Origin of the sequence: Halorussus marinus, assembly GCF_004521895.1 — an archaeon.
Classification (GTDB): domain Archaea; phylum Halobacteriota; class Halobacteria; order Halobacteriales; family Haladaptataceae; genus Halorussus; species Halorussus marinus.
In genome coordinates this window covers 1-698 of sequence record NZ_SBIR01000025.1, presented here as the reverse complement: position 1 = coordinate 698, position 698 = coordinate 1, and the positions used below count along the sequence as shown (strand labels likewise).

The window sequence follows — 698 nt, the reverse complement described above, 5'->3', positions numbered from 1 at the left end:
CATCGTGTTTAGTTTGTGGAATTGTGCCAGACGGCAAAGGCTTGGAGCCATGTTTCAGCAGTTGCTGGTTCGACGTGGCTGAAACAGTTGCTGAACGAGGAGGTCCGGCGTTTTACCTCGCGGAAGACACGTTCGGCGCTATTCCGATTTCCGTGGCGTTCATACTGAAATCGGAGGCCTGCACGGTCAAGCGCGGTCTGGAGGTGGGATGCGCCATCGACGAGAAACAGACTCCCTTCGACGTCGTGTTTCTCCCGGAGTTCTCGGAGGAAAACCTGAGTTAGAGCGGTTGTATACGTCGAAAATAGCCGAACATGAAGTAGGTGATTCGTCGCTGGATCGACGGCGGCGTACAGCCAATACTGTTCATCATTGATGCGAATCACCGTTTCGTCCACCGCAATCTGATTTGGGCTTTCCCCGTCAGTGGGCTGTAGACCGGCTTTCTGCACCCAATCGTGGACTGCTTTCCGACTCCGTTGGACACCGGATTTCTCAAGTTCTGAGATGGTATTCGAAAGTGATAATCCGGCGAGATGCAATCGAATACCGAGCTTCATCACTCGAGGCGGTGTCCGTTCACGCTCCACAAACTCCAAGTCGATCCAGTCACTACAACCGCTGAGGCGGGTGATTTTGGCCATGGATCAGCACAAAATCACTCCCGCCTCATCCTTCACTCTTAACTAAACACGACC

General features: G+C 53.2%; 1 protein-coding gene. It reads right to left on the bottom strand.

Annotated features, from left to right (window positions below):
- Nucleotides 1–8: 8 nt before the first annotated feature.
- Complete coding sequence (locus tag EPL04_RS18505) at nt 9–644, bottom strand: IS6 family transposase (protein ID WP_134672659.1); 636 nt, start codon at nt 642–644, stop codon at nt 9–11.
- Nucleotides 645–698 lie beyond the last annotated feature (54 nt).